We start from the raw sequence: 19,040 nt of genomic DNA, 5'->3' as shown, positions 1-19,040 counted from the left end.
CCCGACATGCCCGTTCAATTGCTGCAGGAAACCCCTTCGCAAACCGCCGGCCCCTACGTCCACATCGGTCTCGCACCGCAGGTGGCCGGCAACCCGACCCGCGAGCTGGAAATCTGGAACGAGATGGCCAGGCCCGAGGCGCCCGGCGAGCACATCGTGTTGCTGGGCAACGTCTTCGACGGCAACGGCCATCTGATCCGCGATGCCTACCTGGAATTCTGGCAGGCGGATCATCAGGGCGCGTATCACAGCGAATTCCACCCGGACAGACCGTTCAACGGCTTTGGTCGCACGGCAACCGCGGACGATGGCCAGTGGATCCTGAAGACCATCAAGCCAGGCTCTGCGCGCAATGCGGCGGGTGTGCCGATGGCGGCGCACATCAATGTTTCGCTGTTTGCGCGTGGCATCAATATTCATCTGCAGACGCGGTTGTATTTCGACGACGAAGCCCAGGCGAATGCGCAGGACCCGGTGCTCAATCTGATCGAGCAGCCCCCGCGTCGCGAAACCCTGGTGGCGCGCCGCTGCACGTACGAGGGGCAGACGGCCTATCGTTTTGATATCCGTGTGCAGGGTGAAGGCGAGACAGTGTTCTTCGATTTCTGAATCGCTTGTCGATTCCGAAATCAATGTGCGTGCGATTCAAGGCGCCTGCATCGGCAGGCGACCCTATAAAAATAAAAGGACACCTCCATGACGCTTTCCGCCGGCAGCCCCGCGCCGAGTACGCTCGACGTTCAGGCCTTCATCAATGCGCAACCGCTATCCGGGTACCAGTGGCGAGTGGTTGCGCTGTGTTTTCTGATCGTGTTTCTCGACGGCCTCGATACTGCTGCAATGGGCTTCATTGCCCCCGCGCTCAGCCAGGATTGGGGGATTGATCGGGCCAGTCTGGGGCCGGTGATGAGCGCTGCGCTGATCGGCATGGTGTTCGGCGCGCTGGGTTCCGGCCCGCTGGCGGACCGCTTTGGACGCAAGGTGGTGCTGGTGGTCGCGGTGCTGCTGTTCGGTCTATTCAGCCTGGCATCAGCCTATAGCAGCAACATCGATCAATTGCTGGTCCTGCGCCTGTTGACCGGGCTCGGGCTTGGCGCAGCGATGCCCAACGCCACCACGTTGCTGTCGGAATACACCCCCGAACGGCTCAAGTCGTTGCTGGTGACGAGCATGTTCTGCGGTTTCAATCTGGGCATGGCCTGCGGCGGTTTTGTGTCGGCCAAGCTGATCCCCAGCATGGGCTGGCACAGCCTGCTTATGCTGGGCGGTATCCTGCCCCTCCTGCTGGGGTTGGTGCTGATGGTCTGGCTGCCGGAGTCGGCGCGGTTTCTGGTGGTTCGCAATCGCGGTGCGGAGCGGATCCGCAAGGTACTGGCACCGATCGCGCCGAAGGCACTGGCCGGCATCACTGACTTCAGCGTTCCCGAACAGAAAACGGTCAGCAGCCGCAACGTGCTGAAAGTGATTTTTTCCGGCACCTACAGCGCCGGCACGCTGTTGCTGTGGCTGACGTATTTCATGGGCCTGGTCATCGTCTACCTGCTGACCAGCTGGCTGCCGACGCTGATGCGCGACAGCGGCGCGAGCATGGAACAGTCGGCTTTCATCGGCGCGCTGTTTCAGTTCGGCGGCGTGTTGAGCGCTGTGGGCGTGGGCTGGGCGATGGATCGTTACAACCCGCACAAGGTCATTGGTTGTGCCTATGCGCTGGCGGGTGTGTTCGCCTGGCTGGTCGGGCAGAGTCTGGGTAACGTCGCGCTGTTGGCGACACTGGTGCTGCTGGCCGGTATGTGCATCAACGGCGCGCAGTCGGCGATGCCGTCACTGGCAGCGCGTTTTTACCCCACCCAGGGGCGTGCCACGGGGGTGTCGTGGATGCTCGGGATCGGCCGTTTCGGCGCCATTCTCGGCGCCTGGGCCGGTGCCACGCTGCTGGGCCTGGGCTGGACGTTCGAGCAGGTGCTGACCGCGCTGGTGATTCCGGCGGCGCTGGCCGCGATTGCGGTGCTGATCAAGGGCTGGGTCAGTCATTCGGACGCTACCTGAAACCTTTCAATCTGGAGTGGTGATGTGAACAGAGCGAGCAATCAACTTTTCGATGCCTACTTCATGCAACCCGAAATGCGCGAGATTTTTTCCGATGAAGGTCGGGTGCAGGGCATGCTCGATTTCGAGGCTGCGCTGGCGCGGGCGCAGGCACGGGTCGGCCTGATCCCGCCTGAAGTGGTCGCCGACATCGAGCTGAGCTGCGACGCACGGCTGTTCGATTTCGACGCGCTGGCAATCGCCATCGGCAGTGCCGGCAATTCGGCGATTCCGCTGGTCAAGGCGCTGGGCAAACAGATTGCCGCACGCAGTGCTGAAGCCGAGCGCTACGTGCACATGGGCGCGACCAGTCAGGATGTGATGGACAGCGGGCTGATCCTGCAACTGCGTCGAGCCATCGTGCTGCTTGAGCATGACCTTACCCGACTGGCCGATGCGATGGCTGAGCAGGCGCAGCATCATGCTGGCACGCCGCTGGCCGGACGCACCTGGCTGCAGCAGGCCACGCCGGTTACCCTGGGGATGAAAATCGCCGGCTGGCTGGGCGCGGTCACTCGCCATCGACAGCGTTTGAACGAGATCAAACCGCGCCTGCTGTGCCTGCAGTTCGGCGGCGCTTCCGGCAGCCTCGCGGCGCTGGGCGATCAGGCCTTTTCGGTGGCCGAAGCGCTGGCCGGTGAACTGCAGCTGGCGTTGCCCGAGCAGCCCTGGCACACCCAGCGCGACCGACTGGTGGAATTTGCCAGCCTGCTAGGCCTGATCGCCGGCAGTCTCGGCAAACTCGGGCGCGACGTGAGCCTGCTGATGCAGACCGAAGTGGGCGAGGTCTTCGAGCCTTCGGCACCGGGCAAGGGCGGGTCTTCGACCATGCCGCACAAACGCAACCCGGTCGGCGCTGCGGTCATGATCAGCACCGCCACCCGCGCACCGGGGCTGGTGGCCACGATGCTGGCGGCCATGCCGCAGGAACATGAACGCAGTCTGGGCCTGTGGCATGCCGAGTGGGAGACCTTGCCGGAGCTGTGCTGTCTGGTCTCCGGTTCGCTGCAGCAGGCATTGCAGGTGATACCCGGTCTGCAGGTCGATGCCGAGCGCATGGCGGTCAATCTGCAATCCACCAAAGGCCTGGTTCTTGCCGAGGCAGTGAGCATTGCGCTGGCTCAGCGCATCGGGCGCGATGCAGCCCACCATCTGGTTGAACAGTGCTGCCGGCGTGCGGTGGAGCAGGGCGCGCATTTGCGTCAGGTGCTCGGCGAAACCCCGCAGGTCAGCGAGCAGTTTTCTTCTGACGAGCTGGATCGTCTGCTCGATCCGGCCCATTACCTTGGCCAGGCTCGCCATTGGGTCGAGCGCGCCGTGGCCGAACACACAAGGATTTCCCGATGACCGAAGACGAACGTTACGAGGCCGGCATGCAAGCGCGCCGCGCGGTGCTGGGCGACGCGCATGTCGATAACAGCCTGAGCAAACTGACGCCGTTCAATGAAGAGTTCCAGGAGATGATCACCCGTCACGCCTGGGGTGATATCTGGACGCGTCCGGGGTTGCCGCGCCATACGCGCAGCCTGATCACCATCGCGATGCTGATCGGCATGAATCGCGAAGGCGAGTTGCGCCTGCACCTCAAGGCCGCGAAAAACAACGGCGTGACCCGTGAGGAAATCAAGGAAGTGCTGATGCAGAGCGCGATCTACTGCGGCATTCCGGCGGCCAATGCGACATTCCACCTGGCGGAAGCAGTGTGGGATGAAATGGGCGTGGAGTCATTGCAGGACAATTGAGAGCGCTGATCGAGAACGCCGCCGCAGCGCCCTCGGCCACGGCGGCGTCCTGTCTGGGTCAGAGCAGCGACAACGGGTAGCTGACGATCAGGCGGTTTTCGTCGAACTGGTTGGTGCTGTAGTCGCGACGCATGGTGGAGTTGCGCCATTTGACCGACAGGCTTTTGAACGCGCCGTTCTGGAACACATAAGCCAGCTCGGTTTCCCGTGCCCACTCTTCGCCGTCGGTGATGGCCCCGGTATGCACGTTGTCGCCGCTGATGTAGCGGTTCATCAGGGTCAGGCCGGGTACGCCCAGGGCTGCGAAGTCATAGTCGTGGCGCAGCTGCCAGGATTTTTCCCTGGCGTTGTCGAAGCTGGAGTTGTAACTGTCGTTGGCCAGGGTTCCGCCGCTGGTGCCGTTGACGCGCATCCAGGCGCTGTCGCCGCTGACTTTCTGCAGGCCCAGGTAAAAGGTGTTGCCACCGTGCCGTGCCGAAAGCAGCGCTGACCAGGTCTTGTTGTCCAGATCGCCGGCCAGCGACTGACCGTCGTCCTTGCCCTGGAAGTAGCCAAGGTTGGCCCCCAGCGTCCAGCTGCCCAGCGGCTGGCTGTGCAGCAGGTTGAAATATTGCTGGTGGTAGATGTCTTCAAGCTCGGCGTACCACACGCCGACCTGGGTGCGATTTTGGTTGAACACGTATTCGCCGCCGCCAAAGTTGAAGCGGTCGGAAGTGAACGCGGTGCGGCCATTCAGGGACATGTCTTCCATGCTGGCGTCGTTGCGCGGGCTGTTGCCACGGAACTGGCCACCGTAGAGGGTCAGGCCGTCGATCTCCTTGGAGGTGATCTGCCCGCCCTGAAAGGTTTGCGGCAGCGAGCGGCCGTCATCCGAGCGCAGGATCGGCAGCACTGGCATCCACTCGCCGACCTTCAATTCGGTCTTCGAGAAGCGCGCCTTGCCGGCCACCGCCAGTCGGCCGAAGTCGTCGGCCGGGCGTCCATCGCCATGGATGGGCAGCAATTGCGTACCGCCGGTACCCTTGCCGCCGTCGAGCTTGAGCGAGTAGAGGCCAAGCGCGTCGACACCGAAGCCGACGGTGCCCTGGGTGAAGCCGGAGCGGGCGTCGAGAATGAAGTTTTGCGTCCACTCCTCGGCGTAGTTCTGCGCGTTGGCCGGGTCGACGAAGTTGCGGTTGATGTAGAAGTTGCGTAGGTTCAGATTGACCTTGGCGTCTTCGACAAATCCGGCGCTGTGGCCGCTGATGGGCGCCAGACTTGCAGCGACGGCCGCCGACAGACCGCAAAGGAGTTTGCAGGGAGAATTCACGCGCATGGAACAGACCTTTTTTGTAGTTATTGAGTCGTTTAGCTGGCTGCGATAGTGAAATGCCGGAACGCGGCGTGCAATTGTGAAACAGTTGTTTTGGGCGATTATCGAACGTTAATGAACCGGTTCGAACATTTTCTGCGAGAAGCCGCAAACGTGTGTGCGATGCTCACGGGTAACTATGGGTAGAGAGCGTGTTCGGCCACGGTGTCGGGCTGCGGAAACTTGAACAAGGAAGCGCAATGAGCACTGCCAGCACGCCGTCGTCCGGCGTCAATCAACCTCTCAAAGGTATAGGCTTCATTCTTCTGGCGACCTTTCTGTTTGCCAGTCACGACACCCTGTCCAAGTACCTGTCCGGCTTCTATCCGATCATTCTGGTGGTCTGGGCGCGCTATCTGGTGCACACGCTGTTGATGGCCTGCATTTTCATGCCTTCAGCGGGGTTGCGAGTGTTGCGCACCAAAAGGCCCGGCCTGCAGGTCTTGCGCGCACTGGCGCTGCTGGGCACCAGTCTGCTGTTTACCAGCAGCCTGATGTTCATCCCGCAGGCAGAGGCGACCGCGGTCAACTTTCTTGCGCCGTTGCTGGTCACCGCGTTATCGGTGCCGCTGCTGCACGAGCGTGTAACGCGCGGCCAGTGGATTGCGGTGGTGGTAGGGTTTGTCGGGGTGATGATCATCATTCATCCGGGCGGCGAGCTGTTTACCCCGGCAATTCTGCTGCCGCTGTCGTCAGCCTTGTGTTTTGCGCTGTATCAACTCCTGACGCGGCTGGTCAGCCCGTTCGACAGCCCGACCACCAGCAACTTTTTCGCCGGGCTGTTCAATACCCTGTTGATGAGTGCGCTGGTGCCGTTCTTCTGGGAAGTGCCAGCGCTCAAGCACCTGCCGTTTCTGCTGGCGCTCGGCGCGTGTGGCATGTCGGCGCATTTGCTGCTGACCCAGGCCTTCCGCTTCGCCGCCCCGGCCATGCTTGCGCCGTTCAGTTATTGCCAGATCGTGTTTGCCGGACTGCTGGGCTACCTGGTCTTCGACCACACCCCGTCCCCGACCGCGCAGGCCGGCATCGCCATCATCTGCCTCAGCGGTCTGGCAGCAGCGTGGCAACAGCGACGTAAGGGTGGGTAACTACCGGAGCTGAAGATCCGATTGACGCGTATGCCGATGTTCAGTTGGCATGTTTTTCCTGACGCCCTGCGTCGCAGCAGAATGTCATGCTGCGTCTGCAGGAGGCCGCCATACGTGCTTTTCGATCACGGTGGCACTGACGACGCAGAGTGCGACGTTAGTGACGGCTGAGTCCTGGCGCTGATCCGGGGGTAGCCTGGCAGGACGCCAGGCTAGCCGTATCGGGCCATGGATGGCCCGTTGCGGCGACCCCCGGATCAGTGACAGGGCGAAGGAACCCGACGAAGTCGGGCCGGAAACAGGAGCGGGGACTTTGCTCACTTTGGTCCCTCAAAGTGAGTCGCCGAGGGGCGAAAAGGTGACCTGAGCCGAACGCCAATCCACCTGACAAAGAAAACCCGCTGTGTGACGCAGAGCGTCACGAACTGCATCCCCACGCGGAGCGTGGGGACGATAGCCATTCTGGGTTTTCGGGCAGTGTCAGACAATCACTCGCTGAGCGTCGGAACCTTGCGAGGGGCCATGAAGTACATCCAGATCAGGGCAATGAAATACATCGCCGGGATCATCGTGAACAACACGTTGTAGTTGTTATTGGTGGCGGTCAGCACCGCACCCACGATCTGCGTCATGAACATACCGCCGATGGCCGCACACATGCCGCCGAAGCCGAACACGGTACTCATCATGTGCTTGGGGGTGTAGTCCATCACCAGGCTCCAGATATTCGCCGTCCAGGCCTGATGCGCACCCACGGCAAGCGAAATGGCCAGTACCGCTACCCACAGCCCGCTGGCATTGGCGGCGAACACCACGCTGCAGATCGTGATGGCAAAGATCAGCATCGACAACAGCCGCGCAGTCGTCGCACGCATGCCACGACCAATCAGCCAGGACGACAGGATACCGCCACCGACACTGCCGAAATCGGCCGTCAGCCAGATCAGAATCAGCGGAACACCCATCTGCGTCACGCTGATCCCCAGGTTGTATTGCTGATTGAGGAACGGCGGCAGCCAGTACAGGTAAAACCAGAACACCGGAGCAGTGATCGCATACGCCAGCGCGAACGCCCATGTGCCACGCATCTTCAGAATGCCGGTGAATGGCACCTTGACCGGAGCCGGTTCGACTTCCTGATTGATGTAATCCAGCTCGGTCTTGCTGACGGTCGGATGCTCTTCGGGGTTGTAGTACTTCAGGCGCCAGGTGATAGCCCAGAGCAGCCCCAGCGAACCCATCGCCACGAAGGCGGCCTGCCAGCCCCAGACCGTGAGGATCACCGGCAGCAGGGCCGGGGTCAGCATGGCACCAACGTTGGTGCCGGCGTTGAAGATACCGGTGGCCACAGCGCGCTCACCGGCAGGGAACCACAGCCGCGTGGTCTTCACACAGGCCGGGTAATTGGCGGCTTCGGTCAGGCCCAGAATGAAGCGGCAGACCATGAAGCCCACGGCGGAAGTGGCCAGGCCGTGAGCACCGGTCGCCAGGCTCCACAGCAGCACCGCGAGGAAGAATGCACGTTTCACGCCGACCTTGTCGATGAAGCGGCCCTGCAGCACAAAGCCGACCGCGTAACCCACCTGAAACCAGAAGTTGATGTTGGCGTAGTCCATCGCCGTCCAGCTCATTTCCTTGGCGAGGATGGGCTGCATGACGCCGAGCGCGGCACGGTCGATGTAGTTCAGCGTAGTGGCGAAGAACACCAGGGCGAGCATGCCCCAGCGAGTCTTGCCGACGGCGAGTGCGCCGCGGATCTTTTCGCCCATCCCGGCACGGGCGGCCTGGGCGACAGGGTTGGTCTGGGTGTTAAGCATGATGTTCTAACCATCCGTTCCAGGACTGTGCTGCTGGCAACAGTCGGACTGAGAAGTCCACTCGATGCAGGCGTTGTGCAGGTAAAGTGAAGTCGTAGAACCGCGATTCGACTGGCCTCTAGACTCAGGCTGTCCTCGAAACGATCCGTCGGGCCGACAATTTACAGGTTGAGCCGCGTAAGTGTGTTGGAATGTTTCAGGCGACGCGGACCCAGACCGGGCTTTTGGCCGGGTGGGTTCGTCGAACATGTCGTCTGATAAGACGGACGGGCGATCGGGCGAGCAAAGCGAGAAGGGTGCACATGAGCAATGTTCCTGTTTTTTGAATTGTTATGGGTTTGCTGCTGATGAAGCGAAGATCAAAATGTTTGGCTGCGGGTCTATCCTGCAATGTGATGCTGATGTTGAGCATTGCGAGATACAGCGTCAATTGAGTAAAACGGCTTTTGTTCGATAATCGAACGTAAAACTAACCGGTTCGTACACTTTATGTTGCTGTAGTATTTTCACAGGCAAATACTTTACTCGCACCTCTGAATAAGGCCGGGAAAGGCCAGGAATGCGGTGCTGTCCAGTCGCGATCCAAGCAGGTCGCGTTCATCCAGGAGCTGAAAAGCATGCAGCGTTCAATTGCTACCGTATCCTTGAGCGGTACTCTGCCCGAAAAGCTCGAAGCCATCGCCGCAGCCGGCTTTGACGGCGTCGAGATTTTCGAAAACGACTTGTTGTATTACGACGGCAGCCCACGCAACATCAGGCAAATGTGTGCCGACCTGGGCATCGCCATCACCCTGTTCCAGCCGTTCCGCGATTTCGAAGGCTGCCGCCGTGATCGTCTGCAGCGCAATATCGACCGTGCCGAACGCAAATTCGATCTGATGCAGGAGCTGGGCACCGATCTGGTGCTGGTCTGCAGCAATGCGTCTGCCGATTCGGTGGGCGACGAAAACATTCTGCTCGATGACCTGGGCCTGCTCGCCGAGCGCGCGGGTGCCCGTCACCTGCGCGTCGGTTATGAAGCGCTGGCCTGGGGCAAGCACGTGAACACCTGGCAACAGGTCTGGAACCTGGTGCGCCAGGTCGACCACCCGGCACTAGGCGTGTTGCTCGACAGTTTTCATACCCTGTCGCTGAAGGGCGATCCGAGCGCCATCGCGCAGATCCCGGGCGACAAGATCTTCTTCGTGCAGATGGCCGACGCGCCGCTTCTGGCGATGGATGTACTGGAGTGGAGCCGCCATTTCCGCTGCTTCCCGGGTCAGGGTGAATTCGATCTGGCCGGCTTCCTCGCGCCGATCCTGCGCAGTGGCTATACCGGGCCTTTGTCGCTGGAAGTGTTCAACGATGGCTTCCGTGCAGCGCCGACACGCGCCAATGCCGCGGACGGTCTGCGTTCGCTGCTTTATCTGGAAGAGAAAACCCGCCAGCTGATGGCGCGTGACGAGCCGGCCGCGGTTCCCGAAATCCTCTTCAATCCGCCTGCGGCCAGTACCTACAATGGCGTCGAGTTCCTCGAGTTTGCCGTTGACGAGAGCCACGGCGCTCGCCTGTCGGGCTGGCTGCAACGGCTGGGCTTTGCCAAGCTGGGTCAGCATCGCTCCAAGGCGGTCAGTCTGCTGGGGCAGGGCGATATCAGGATTGTGCTCAATGCCGAACCCTATTCCTTCGCCCACAGTTTTTTCGAGGCGCACGGCCCTTCGTTGTGCGCCACCGCCTTGCGCGTCGACGACGGTCATCAGTCGCTGGAACGCGCGCGTGCTTTCAAGGGCCAGCCCTATCGTGGCCTGGTCGGTCCCAACGAACGGGAGATTCCGTCGGTCCGCGCGCCCGACGGCAGCCTGATCTATCTGGTGGATAACGCCGCACCGGGAGAATCGATTTACGACAGCGATTTTGTCGTCGATCCGCAAGCCGTCGCCAAGGGCGGGTTGCAGCGTATCGACCACATGGCCATGGCGCTGCCGGCCGACAGTCTGGACAGCTGGGTTTTGTTCTACAAAAGCATTCTGGATTTCGAGGCTGACGACGAAGTGGTCTTGCCCGACCCCTACGGCCTGGTCAAGAGCCGGGCGCTGCGCAGCCGTTGCAGCACCGTGCGCTTGCCGTTGAATATTTCCGAAAATCGCAACACGGCCATTTCCCATGCGCTGTCGAGCTATCGCGGCTCGGGTGTGCACCACATCGCATTTTCCTGCGAAGACATCTTTGCCGAGGTAAGCCGCGCCAAGGAATCGGGCGTGCCGTTGCTGGACATCCCGCTCAATTACTACGATGACCTGGCGGCACGCTTCGATTTCGACGAGGAGTTTCTCAGCGAACTGGCGTATTACAACGTGCTCTATGACCGCGATGCGCAGGGTGGCGAGCTGTTCCACGTCTACACCGATGCGTTCGACGGGCGCTTCTTTTTCGAAATCCTGCAGCGCAAGAACGGTTACGCAGGGTATGGCGCTGCCAACGTCCCGGTGCGTCTGGCTGCGATGGCCAAGGCGCGCAATGTGGCAGCACGTCAGGCGCGTCTGTAAGGCGAATCCGATTGCAGGGCCGCTGCGAGGGTTCGACGCCCTCGCGGCTTCCCTCGGTTGCCGGTCGGCTTCATACTCCGCGCATCACTCGTGGTCATGAGCCAACAATGAAAACAACTGACGACTCCGTTGCCGTTGCGTCGAAAGGGCGCAAGAACAATCCGGAAAAGACCCGCGAAGACATTCTGCAGGCCGCCGTTGCCGAGTTTGTCGCCCATGGCCTGTCGGGTGCGCGTGTCGATGCCATTGCCGAACGCACCAAGACCTCGAAACGGATGATCTATTACTACTTCGGCAGCAAGGAGCAGCTGTACGTCGAAGTGCTGGAAAAACTCTACGGCGCGATTCGCAACACCGAGAGCCAGCTCAATCTGTCCGAACTCGAGCCTGTGGAAGCGATTCATCGCGTGGTCGAGTTCACCTTCGATCACCACGACAGCAATGTAGATTTCGTGCGCATCGTGTGCATCGAAAACATCCATAACGGCGAGAACGTCAAACAGTCCGAGTCGATTCAGGCCAAGAGCCAGAACATCATCAGGGCGCTCGACGGCATCCTGCGTCGTGGTGAAGCCAGCGGCCTGTTTCGTGACGGCGTTCATCCGGTTGACCTGCACCTGATGATCAGCTCGTTCTGCTTTTACCGGATCTCCAACCGCCATACCTTCAGCGAAATCTTTCAGATCGAGCTGTGGAGCGAGGAGGTCAAACAGCGTCACAAGGCAATGATCTGCGACGCTGTGTTGCGTTATCTCAAGCGCTGATGTTTACAACGTGTGGAAGTGCGCCATCATCCGCTCTGCATCGGCGGACTGGCCACTGAACAGTTCGAAGGCCTTGACCGCCTGAAACACCGCCATGGTGCTGCCATCCAGGGTGCGGCAGCCCAGTGCGCGGGCATGCCTGAGCAGTTCGGTTTCCAGTGGAAAGTAAATGATTTCCGCCACCCACAGTTCAGGCCGCAGCAACTCGACCGGCAACGGCGTACCCGGCAGTTTGGTCATGCCGACCGGCGTGGTATTGACCAGTCCGTCGGCTTCGGCCATCGCCGCAGGCAGGTCGGTACCCACCTGCGCGCGTCCGGCACCGAAGTGCTGGTTGAGGTTGTCCACCAGCCCCTGGGCGCGTTGCGGCTCGACCTCGAACACGCTGAGGCGCTCGACGCCTGCGCTCAGCAGCGCATGAGCCACGGCAGCGCCCGCGCCACCTGCACCCATCTGCACTACCTGTTGGCGTGGGGCCTTGTCCAGGCCGCGCTGAAAGCCTTCGGCAAAGCCCAGGCAGTCGGTGTTGTGACCGATGCGCTTGCCGTCCTTGAACACCACCGTATTCACCGCGCCGATACCGCGCGCTTCGTCGGACAGCTCGTCCAGTAACGGGATGACCGCCTGCTTGCAGGGGAAGGTGATATTCAGGCCGGTGAAGCCGCACTGCCTGGCACCTTCCAGCAGTTGGGGCAGGGCATGGATGTCCAGTTGCAGGGCGTCGATATCGATCAGCCGATACAGATAGCGCATGCCTTGTGCATCGCCTTCATGCTCGTGCATGGCAGGTGTCCGCGAGGCCTGGATGCCCGAGCCGATCAGGCCGGCGAGGATGGAGGGTTTTTCAGCATGAGTCATAAAAATACGTCTCTTGTTTTTGTGTCACTGCCCGGTTGGCGGCAGGTGTTAAACAGAATGTACCAGATGGTTAATAGTGCCGCAGGCAGGAGTCGATTACCACGCAGCGATGTTGTGCGGTGATCGCACTAATCAGTGATAATCCACGGCCAGCCGCTCCAGGCTTACACGAGTTCGAGTCCCCGCATGTCCGAGTCCGTCTTCAGCGCCGCACAGCAGCAAGCCAGTACGTTGTATCTGCCACCGGGCTCGTGGGCCACGGTGCTCGATTGCCTGTGCGCGAAATTTCCGGCCATCAGCCGCGAACAGTGGCTGGATCGGTTTGCTCGCGGCCGGGTGCTGGACGAAAACGGCAAGGCCATCGCGCCTGATCTGGCGTACCGGGAAGGGCTGCGGGTTCACTACTTTCGTGAGGTTGCCAACGAAACGCCGATCCCCGTGGTTGAAACGATCCTCTACGCCGACGAGCATCTGGTGGTGGCTGACAAGCCGCACTTCCTCCCGGTGACACCCGCAGGCGAGTACGTCGAACAAACCTTGCTGCGCCGCCTGATCCATCGTCTAGACAATCCTGATCTGGTGCCGCTGCACCGCATCGACCGGCACACCGCAGGGCTGGTGCTGTTTTCCGCCAACCGGCAGACGCGCTCGGCTTATCAGGGCTTGTTTCCCACACGGCGCATCGACAAGTTTTACCAAGCCATTGCGCCAGCGCTGCCGGGGCTGGCGTTTCCGCGTCTGCACGAGAGCCGTCTGGTCGAGGGCGAACCGTTCTTTCGCATGCAGGAAGGTATCGGCGCGAGCAACACCCGCACGCAGATCGAGGTGCTCGAACGGCAGGATAAATTGTGGCGTTACGGGCTTTACCCGGTGACCGGCAAAAAGCATCAGCTGCGTGTACACATGGCTGCACTGGGTGCTGCCATCTGCAACGACCCGTTTTACCCGGACGTGGTGAAAGACCCGGTGGACGACTATCAAAATCCTTTGAAGCTGCTGGCCAGCAGCTTGCGCTTCGTCGATCCGCTCAGTGGCGAGCAGCGCCACTTCGAGAGCCTGTTGACGCTCGACTGGTAGTACAGGGACAGTGAAATGACAGGCAAAAAAAACCCGCACTCGGCGGGTTTTTTCAAATCAGTAACGCGACGCCCGGATCACAGATCCTTGACGGTACGTACCTGATCCTTGTTGATGCGAGTCTGCTTGCCGTCAAGTTGCTTGAACTCGTAGAAGCCCGAGTCTTCATCGTACTTCGGCGTGTCGACAGCCTGGATTTCACGACCATCATTCAAGGTGATCACAGTGGGCGATGCGCAGCCGGCAAGGGAGGCAATGCTCAGTGCAAGCAGGAAGGCAGCGGGAAGGGTCCGTTGTTTCATTACTGTGTCTCCAGATGGATTCTTGATTTGCTGAACTCTCAGACGGATACACCGTCAGCAAGTTCCGTATACACCCGCAGCAACTTCAATGACCAGTCACTTGTTGCGGTTTTCACTGATCCCGGTCAACAGACAGGGAGTGTTCAGGTTGGCCAGGCGTGGATCGCCGGCTTCCAGTTGCAGGGCGACCGGTTGCAGCGGCTCCAGAGCCCGTCTCGGGCTGCGCTCGCCGGCCTGCCATGCGGCTTCCAGCGTTGCGGCGTGAGCGACAGGGATCATACCTAAAAGCGGCTGCCAGTGCTGACCTTCACGCACCATTATCGGTCGCTCCGGGTATTCAGAGGCTTTTTCACGCAATGCGTGCAGCAACGCTGCATCGACCAAAGGTACGTCGCAGGGCAGGATCAGCAACCATCGATGTCGCGCCAGAGGCAGCGCGGCACGTATTCCGGCCAGAGGCCCGTTGAAATCGGTATCGTCGTCCTGCACCAGTCGATCGGCGTAACGCGCATAGCGATCGATATTGCGATTGCAGGAAATGATCAGGTCGTCGGTCAGTGGCCGGGTCAGCCGGTGCAGATGTTCGATCAGCGCGGCGCCTTGCCATTCGATCAGGCCCTTGTCACGCCCGCCCATGCGCTGCCCGCGGCCTCCGGCCAGCAGCAGAATAGAGCAGGGCGGCAGTGGGGCAGGAACATTCATCGAACACTCGTCGGGCAGTCAAAAGGAGGGCTGTGATATAACACCCGCCTGTTTTCTTAACAACTGGATGAGGCCATGAAAGCCAAGGCTGACACACCGTTCGTAGCCCTTAATATCGCCGTACTGACCGTCAGCGATACCCGCACCCGTGAAACCGATACCTCGGGCCAGATGTTCGTCGATCGCCTGACCGACGCAGGCCACGGCCTGATCGAGCGCGTGCTGCTCAAGGATGACCTGTACAAGATCCGCGCGCAGGTAGCGACCTGGATTGCCGACGATCAGGTGCAGGTGGTGCTGATCACCGGTGGCACCGGCTTCACCGGCCGTGACAGCACGCCTGAAGCCGTGGCCTGCCTGCTGGACAAGCAGGTCGATGGTTTCGGTGAGCTGTTCCGGCAGATATCGGTGCCGGATATCGGCACCTCGACCATTCAGTCCCGCGCGCTGGCCGGCCTGTCCAACGGCACGCTGGTGTGCTGCCTGCCGGGCTCCACCAATGCGGTGCGCACGGCATGGGACGGCATTCTTGCCCAGCAACTGGATTCGCGCTTCCGGCCTTGCAACTTTGTGCCTCACCTCAAGCAGGCCGAGCCCTGTGCGACCCGTGGTTGAGTGCTCATGAGCCACGAGCCGAAAACCCTGCTGCCTGTTGAAGATGCCATTGCACGGCTGCTGAAGATGGCCGAAGCCACGCCGATCACCGAGCGCCAACGCGTCTCGCTGGCCGATGCCGAGGGCCGGGTACTGGCAGTCGATCTGGTCTCCACGCTGGATCTGCCGCCCTGGCCGAACAGCGCCATGGACGGTTATGCCTTGCGCGCGGCGGACTGGCGCGGCGAGCCGTTGAGCGTCAGTCAGCGCATCTTCGCCGGTCAGGCCCCCGAGCCTCTGGCCCCTGGCACCTGTGCGCGTATCTTCACCGGCGCGCCGATGCCTGAAGGCGCTGACTGCGTCGAGATGCAGGAAAACGCCGAGGTGCAGGCGGATCAGCGTGTGCGCTTCAACGAGCCGCTGGGCGCCGGGCAGAATATTCGTCCGCAAGGCCAGGAAACCCGGGTCGGCGATACCGTGCTGGCCGCCGGCACGCGGCTGGGTCCGATCGAACTGGGTCTGGCGGCCTCGCTGGGCCTCGCCGAGCTGGAGGTCATTCGTCGCGTGCGGGTCGCGGTGCTGTCCACGGGCGACGAGTTGATTGAGCCCGGTCAGCCATTGGGGCCGGGGCAGATCTACAACAGCAACCGGGTGTTGCTGTGCAGCTGGTTGAAGCGACTGGAATGCGAGGTCGTGGATGCAGGCATCCTGCCTGATGATCTGGACAAGACTCGCGCTGCACTGGCGAATCTGCAGGGCGTCGATCTGATTCTCTCCACGGGCGGAGTGTCCGTGGGCGAAGCGGATTTCCTCGGCCACGCATTGCGTGAAGAGGGCGAACTGACCCTCTGGAAGCTGGCGATCAAGCCTGGCAAGCCGCTGACCTTCGGGCATTTCCGGGGTGTGCCGGTGATCGGTCTGCCTGGCAATCCGGCCTCTACGCTGGTCACCTTCGCCTTGCTGGCCAGGGCTTACCTGCTGCGTCGCCAGGGCGTGATCGACGTCGCCCCCTTGCAGTTTCCGGTGCCTGCCGGGTTTGTCTGGACGCGTCCTGGCAATCGCCGCGAGTACCTGCGCGGCCGTCTGGAGCAGGGGCGGGCCGTGGCTTATCGCAATCAGAGTTCGGGCGTATTGCGCAGCGCTGCATGGGCCGATGGTCTGATTGAAGTCCGCGAAGGCTCGACCGTGGCCGAAGGCGACTGGGTCAACTTCATTCCGTTGAGTGAAGTGCTCGGCTGAGTGCATTCGAATGGTGGGGCGGGTACGCATGAGCTACTCTCAACAACGCTGACACAGTGGGCAACCGGACTTCGCCCTGGAGTATTGTTATGGCGCCATTGAGAGTGGCTTGTGTGATCCCGACCTACAACGGACGCAAGGATCTGGAACGTCTCCTGGATTCACTGGCTGCGCAGACTGCCAGCTTCGATACGCTGATCGTGGACTCCAGTTCCTCGGATGGCACGCTGGAGCTGGCGCAAGCGCGATGTGCCAATGTGCTGCGCATCGACAGCAAGGATTTCAACCACGGCGGCACCCGGCAGATGATGGTCGATCTGCATCCCGACTATGACGTGTATGTCTTCATGACCCAGGATGCGTACGTTGAAGACATCAATGCCATTGCCAACATTCTGTTGCCCTTCGCCGACCCGAAGGTCGGTGCTGTGTGCGGGCGACAGCTGCCGCACAAGGATGCCAACCTGCTGGCCCAGCATGCACGGTTGTTCAATTACCCGCCGACCTCGCAGATCAAAACGCTGGCCGATGCCGGGACGCTGGGCATCAAGACGCCATTCATGTCCAACTCGTTTGCGGCCTATCGGGGCGAAGCGTTGCGGGCCATTGGCGGTTTCCCGCGGCATGTGATTCTTTCAGAAGACATGTACGTCACCGCGAAAATGCTCATCGATGGCTGGAAAGCGGCTTACGAAGGCTCGGCGGTCTGCCGTCACTCCCACAATTACAGCCTGCGCGAAGAGTTTCGTCGTTACTTTGATATCGGTGTGTTCCAGGCCCGCGAAGCGTGGATCTACGAAACCTTTGGCGGCATTGGTGGCGAGGGCATGCGTTACGTCAAGTCCGAGCTGAAATTCCTCGGTCCCCGGCGAATCCTCTGGTGGCCTGTGTCGTTCGTGCGTAATGCGCTGAAGCTGCTGGCCTACAAGCTGAGCCGGCAGGAAAAACGCTTGCCCCGCGGCGTGAAGAAGAAGCTCGGCATGTACGCGCGTTACTGGGACAGCCCCTACGCCTGAGTTGCGCCGCAGACCAGCCTGCGGCGCATGAGCAGGTCAGCTTTTCGCGGCTTCTTCGTCCAGACGGTCTGCCTCGAACAGTTGCGCGAGGTCGGCCCTGGCTTCGCGGGCGGTCTGCAGGACCTTGGCGTCGTCGTCATACACCTCATGCTGAGCGGCCAGCACCTGTTCGTCGTGACGTTTGAAGCGACTGATGCGTGCGTCGGCCTGTGTTTCGCTGAGGCCCAGGCCCATGAGGGTCTGGCGACTCATTTCCAGGCTTGAATAGAACGTTTCGCGAACCGCGTGAGCGCCCAGGTCCATCAACCGATGAACATGCTGGCGGTTACGTGCGCGGGCAATGATCTTCATGTGCGGATACAGCTTGCGGATCAGCTCGGCAGTCTTGATGTTGGTGTCAGGATCATCGGTCGCGATGACGAAGTATTCGGCCTCATCGACTTTGGCGGCACGCAGTATTTCCGGGCGCAACGGGTCGCCATAGAAGACCGGTACATTGCCAAAGCTACGGGAGAACTCGATGGACTCGACGGCGGTATCCAGGGCGATGAAAGGAATCTTCTGCGCGCGCAGGATACGCGCGACAATCTGTCCCATACGGCCCATGCCGGCAATGACGACGCGTGGTTTGTCGGTCTGGATATCGCGGTATTCCTCCGGCACCTCGACAGGCTTGACCTTGGGTTTGATCCAGCGCGCCAGAGCAATGAACAGCAACGGCGTGACCGCCATCGACAAGGTGATGGTCAACACCAGCATGTCGTATAGCCCGGCCTCGAACAGCCCCTGAGCGCTGCCGATCTTGAACACCACAAAGGCAAACTCGCCGCCTGCGGCCAGTACCAGACCCAGCTGCAGCGCGCTGCGGTTGTTGAGTTCGCCAAGGGTGCGACCGATCAGGAACAGCATCGGCAGCTTGATTGCGATCAGCAACAGCGTCAGGCCCAGCACGATCAGCGGCGAGCTGAGCAACAGGCCAACGTTGGCGCCCATGCCGACACTGATGAAGAACAGCCCCAGCAATAACCCTTTGAACGGTTCGATCTGTGCTTCCAGTTCGTGACGGTATTCGGAGTCGGCCAGCAACAGGCCAGCAAGAAACGCGCCCAGCGCCATGGACACTCCCACCAGTTCCATCAGCCACGCTGTGCCTATCACCACCAGCAAGGCCGTGGCGGTCGAAACTTCCTGGATTTTGGTCTTGGCGACGATCCGGAACACCGGGCGCAGCAAATAGCGCCCGCCAATCACCACAATGGCAATGCTGCCCAGCACGCGCAGACCGTGGTTGATGCTTTCGCCGGTGTCCATCGCGTGGTCAGCCCCGGCCAGAAACGGCACCATGGCAATCAGCGGGATCGCCGCAATGTCCTGAAACAGCAGAATCGCGAACGCCATCCTGCCGTGCGGGCTGTTCAGCTGTTTGCGTTCCGCCAGGCTCTGCAGGCCGAAGGCCGTGGACGACAGGGCAAGGCCCAGGCCCAGAATGGCCGCGGTGTTCAGCGACTGGCCGAAGGCAGCGAAGGCGACCCCGCCGATGATCAGGCCGGTCAGCAGTACCTGCGCCATGCCTACGCCAAACACGGATTTGCGCATGACCCATAAACGTTTGGGCGAAAGCTCCAGGCCAATGATGAACAGCAGCAGTACCACGCCAAGTTCGGAAATATGGCTGACGCTCTCGGTATCACCGATCAGGCCCAATACCGAAGGGCCGATGACCACGCCGGCGAACAAATAGCCGATCACCGCGCCCAGCTTCAACCGCTTGGCCAGCGGCACAGTCAGCACGGCGGCGAGCAGGAATACCACTGCGACCTGCAGCAGGCTGCCTTCATGGGGCATGTAAAACTCCTTGGTAATAATTGAACACACTGTTG

17 protein-coding genes are annotated in these 19,040 nt (G+C 61.0%); 11 read left to right on the top strand and 6 right to left on the bottom strand.

What is annotated here, in order from left to right:
• The first annotated feature begins 6 nt into the window (after nt 1–6).
• The 4 genes from pcaG (at nt 7) to pcaC (ending at nt 3,827) form a co-directional block, all read left to right on the top strand.
• Entirely contained in the window at nt 7–609 is a 603-nt protein-coding gene (gene pcaG, locus KBY02_RS09335) for a protocatechuate 3,4-dioxygenase subunit alpha (RefSeq protein WP_011267445.1), read from the top strand.
• An 87-nt stretch (nt 610–696) separates the two neighbouring features.
• Nucleotides 697–2,046 (top strand): MFS transporter, encoded by a 1,350-nt coding sequence (locus KBY02_RS09330; protein WP_011267446.1) that lies wholly within the window; start codon nt 697–699, stop codon nt 2,044–2,046.
• 24 nt (nt 2,047–2,070) lie between these two features.
• Entirely contained in the window at nt 2,071–3,432 is a 1,362-nt protein-coding gene (locus KBY02_RS09325; RefSeq protein ID WP_004408496.1) for a 3-carboxy-cis,cis-muconate cycloisomerase, read from the top strand.
• A complete protein-coding gene (gene pcaC / locus KBY02_RS09320; RefSeq protein ID WP_004408495.1) occupies nt 3,429–3,827 on the top strand; it encodes a 4-carboxymuconolactone decarboxylase in 399 nt (132 codons plus the stop codon). The genes KBY02_RS09325 and pcaC overlap by 4 nt, the downstream gene beginning before the upstream one ends.
• 58 nt (nt 3,828–3,885) lie before the next feature.
• Here the strand turns inward: pcaC and KBY02_RS09315 are convergent, their stop codons facing one another.
• Nucleotides 3,886–5,142 (bottom strand): OprD family porin, encoded by a 1,257-nt coding sequence (locus KBY02_RS09315; protein WP_011267448.1) that lies wholly within the window; start codon nt 5,140–5,142, stop codon nt 3,886–3,888.
• Nucleotides 5,143–5,378: 236 nt separating this feature from the next.
• Here KBY02_RS09315 and KBY02_RS09310 point away from each other — a divergent pair, with 236 nt between their 5' ends.
• On the top strand, nt 5,379–6,266 hold the full coding sequence (locus KBY02_RS09310) for a DMT family transporter (protein WP_011267449.1): 888 nt from the start codon (nt 5,379–5,381) through the stop codon (nt 6,264–6,266).
• Nucleotides 6,267–6,754: 488 nt separating this feature from the next.
• On the opposite strand, the gene KBY02_RS09305 is transcribed toward KBY02_RS09310, so the two are convergent.
• Nucleotides 6,755–8,083 carry an MFS transporter gene (locus KBY02_RS09305; RefSeq protein ID WP_011267450.1) on the bottom strand — a complete coding sequence of 443 codons (1,329 nt, stop codon included), beginning with the start codon at nt 8,081–8,083 and terminating at the stop codon, nt 6,755–6,757.
• A gap of 617 nt (nt 8,084–8,700) precedes the next feature.
• Between KBY02_RS09305 and quiC the strand changes: the two genes are divergently transcribed.
• Nucleotides 8,701–10,608, top strand: coding sequence for a 3-dehydroshikimate dehydratase QuiC (gene quiC, locus KBY02_RS09300; protein ID WP_024652224.1), 1,908 nt, complete (start codon nt 8,701–8,703; stop codon nt 10,606–10,608).
• A gap of 107 nt (nt 10,609–10,715) precedes the next feature.
• Entirely contained in the window at nt 10,716–11,372 is a 657-nt protein-coding gene (locus KBY02_RS09295; protein WP_003416207.1) for a TetR/AcrR family transcriptional regulator, read from the top strand.
• 3 nt (nt 11,373–11,375) lie between these two features.
• Here the strand turns inward: KBY02_RS09295 and KBY02_RS09290 are convergent, their stop codons facing one another.
• On the bottom strand, nt 11,376–12,230 hold the full coding sequence (locus tag KBY02_RS09290) for a shikimate dehydrogenase (protein WP_011267452.1): 855 nt from the start codon (nt 12,228–12,230) through the stop codon (nt 11,376–11,378).
• 186 nt (nt 12,231–12,416) lie between these two features.
• Between KBY02_RS09290 and KBY02_RS09285 the strand changes: the two genes are divergently transcribed.
• Nucleotides 12,417–13,307, top strand: a complete 891-nt coding sequence (locus KBY02_RS09285; protein ID WP_024639010.1) for a pseudouridine synthase — start codon at nt 12,417–12,419, stop codon at nt 13,305–13,307.
• Nucleotides 13,308–13,384: 77 nt separating this feature from the next.
• Here KBY02_RS09285 and KBY02_RS09280 read toward each other — a convergent pair whose 3' ends face one another.
• A complete protein-coding gene (locus tag KBY02_RS09280; protein WP_003315600.1) occupies nt 13,385–13,609 on the bottom strand; it encodes a YgdI/YgdR family lipoprotein in 225 nt (74 codons plus the stop codon).
• 96 nt (nt 13,610–13,705) lie between these two features.
• A complete protein-coding gene (mobA, locus tag KBY02_RS09275) occupies nt 13,706–14,311 on the bottom strand; it encodes a molybdenum cofactor guanylyltransferase MobA (RefSeq protein ID WP_103714480.1) in 606 nt (201 codons plus the stop codon).
• Between the two features lie 75 nt (nt 14,312–14,386).
• Between mobA and moaB the strand changes: the two genes are divergently transcribed.
• From moaB to KBY02_RS09260, 3 genes are all read left to right on the top strand, one after another.
• Nucleotides 14,387–14,926, top strand: a complete 540-nt coding sequence (moaB, locus tag KBY02_RS09270; RefSeq protein ID WP_004408480.1) for a molybdenum cofactor biosynthesis protein B — start codon at nt 14,387–14,389, stop codon at nt 14,924–14,926.
• A 6-nt stretch (nt 14,927–14,932) separates the two neighbouring features.
• Entirely contained in the window at nt 14,933–16,144 is a 1,212-nt protein-coding gene (gene glp / locus KBY02_RS09265; RefSeq protein WP_011267455.1) for a gephyrin-like molybdotransferase Glp, read from the top strand.
• Nucleotides 16,145–16,233: 89 nt separating this feature from the next.
• Nucleotides 16,234–17,160: a glycosyltransferase gene (locus tag KBY02_RS09260; RefSeq protein WP_011267456.1), complete on the top strand. Its 927-nt coding sequence runs from the start codon at nt 16,234–16,236 to the stop codon at nt 17,158–17,160.
• Nucleotides 17,161–17,196: 36 nt separating this feature from the next.
• Here the strand turns inward: KBY02_RS09260 and KBY02_RS09255 are convergent, their stop codons facing one another.
• The gene (locus KBY02_RS09255; RefSeq protein ID WP_004408474.1) at nt 17,197–19,005 is read right to left on the bottom strand and encodes a monovalent cation:proton antiporter-2 (CPA2) family protein; all 1,809 of its coding nucleotides are present in this window, start codon (nt 19,003–19,005) and stop codon (nt 17,197–17,199) included.
• Nucleotides 19,006–19,040: the final 35 nt, after the last annotated feature.

The sequence above is a fragment of the Pseudomonas sp. P129 genome (genome assembly GCF_020312195.1).
In the GTDB taxonomy this organism is placed as follows: domain Bacteria; phylum Pseudomonadota; class Gammaproteobacteria; order Pseudomonadales; family Pseudomonadaceae; genus Aquipseudomonas; species Aquipseudomonas fragariae.
Note: the sequence above shows the minus strand (reverse complement) of the source record. Positions and strands in the feature narration are given on the sequence as shown.

Bases quoted from the DNA above. Each gene is read 5' to 3' on its own strand.
- pcaG (WP_011267445.1), top strand. From the start codon at position 7: ATGCCCGTTCAATTGCTGCAGGAAACCCCTTCGCAAACCGCCGGCCCC.
- KBY02_RS09330 (WP_011267446.1), top strand. From the start codon at position 697: ATGACGCTTTCCGCCGGCAGCCCCGCGCCGAGTACGCTCGACGTTCAG.
- pcaC (WP_004408495.1), top strand. From the start codon at position 3,429: ATGACCGAAGACGAACGTTACGAGGCCGGCATGCAAGCGCGCCGCGCG.
- KBY02_RS09315 (WP_011267448.1), bottom strand. From the start codon at position 5,142: ATGCGCGTGAATTCTCCCTGCAAACTCCTTTGCGGTCTGTCGGCGGCC.
- KBY02_RS09310 (WP_011267449.1), top strand. From the start codon at position 5,379: ATGAGCACTGCCAGCACGCCGTCGTCCGGCGTCAATCAACCTCTCAAA.
- KBY02_RS09305 (WP_011267450.1), bottom strand. From the start codon at position 8,083: ATGCTTAACACCCAGACCAACCCTGTCGCCCAGGCCGCCCGTGCCGGG.
- quiC (WP_024652224.1), top strand. From the start codon at position 8,701: ATGCAGCGTTCAATTGCTACCGTATCCTTGAGCGGTACTCTGCCCGAA.
- KBY02_RS09295 (WP_003416207.1), top strand. From the start codon at position 10,716: ATGAAAACAACTGACGACTCCGTTGCCGTTGCGTCGAAAGGGCGCAAG.
- KBY02_RS09290 (WP_011267452.1), bottom strand. From the start codon at position 12,230: ATGACTCATGCTGAAAAACCCTCCATCCTCGCCGGCCTGATCGGCTCG.
- KBY02_RS09285 (WP_024639010.1), top strand. From the start codon at position 12,417: ATGTCCGAGTCCGTCTTCAGCGCCGCACAGCAGCAAGCCAGTACGTTG.
- KBY02_RS09280 (WP_003315600.1), bottom strand. From the start codon at position 13,609: ATGAAACAACGGACCCTTCCCGCTGCCTTCCTGCTTGCACTGAGCATT.
- mobA (WP_103714480.1), bottom strand. From the start codon at position 14,311: ATGAATGTTCCTGCCCCACTGCCGCCCTGCTCTATTCTGCTGCTGGCC.
- moaB (WP_004408480.1), top strand. From the start codon at position 14,387: ATGAAAGCCAAGGCTGACACACCGTTCGTAGCCCTTAATATCGCCGTA.
- glp (WP_011267455.1), top strand. From the start codon at position 14,933: ATGAGCCACGAGCCGAAAACCCTGCTGCCTGTTGAAGATGCCATTGCA.
- KBY02_RS09260 (WP_011267456.1), top strand. From the start codon at position 16,234: ATGGCGCCATTGAGAGTGGCTTGTGTGATCCCGACCTACAACGGACGC.
- KBY02_RS09255 (WP_004408474.1), bottom strand. From the start codon at position 19,005: ATGCCCCATGAAGGCAGCCTGCTGCAGGTCGCAGTGGTATTCCTGCTC.